This is a genomic window from Chryseobacterium phosphatilyticum, assembly GCF_002899825.2.
In the GTDB taxonomy this organism is placed as follows: domain Bacteria; phylum Bacteroidota; class Bacteroidia; order Flavobacteriales; family Weeksellaceae; genus Chryseobacterium; species Chryseobacterium phosphatilyticum.
This window is the reverse complement of record NZ_PPED02000124.1, coordinates 1-433: the sequence shown is the minus strand read 5'-3', so window position 1 is coordinate 433 and position 433 is coordinate 1. Positions and strand designations below refer to the sequence as shown.

Annotated in this window: 1 protein-coding gene; it reads right to left on the bottom strand. The window is 67.9% G+C overall.

Annotated elements, in window-relative coordinates:
* Nucleotides 1-433, bottom strand: a 433-nt coding sequence (locus C1631_RS25605) for an Nramp family divalent metal transporter (protein WP_165828380.1), incomplete at both ends; no start/stop codon positions are given.

Below are 433 nucleotides of genomic sequence, written 5' to 3'. Positions count from 1 at the left end.
TGCCAGAAGGGCCACGGCAAACAGCGTCGAGGCGATGCCAACGCCGAGCAAGGGCGACAGCAGCTCGTAGGCCTGCTCGATCTCCTCGACATCGGTGCGCCCGCCCGCGTGGAACACGGACGCGGCCATGATCAGGATCGCGGCGTTGACGAACAGGGCCAGCATCAGCGCCACCGTCGAGTCGGTGACGGCGAAGCGCAGGGCCTCGCGCCGGCCCTGATCGGTGCGGGGATAGGCGCGCGTCTGCACGATCGAGGAGTGGAGGTAGAGGTTGTGCGGCATCACGGTCGCGCCGATGATGCCGATGGCGATGTAGAGCGCGGCCGGGTTGGTCACGATTTCCCGCGAGGGCACGAAGCCGCCGAGCACGGCCTGGATCGGCGGTGCCGCCATCGCGATCTGCAGGCCGAAGCAGACGAAGATGATCGTCAGG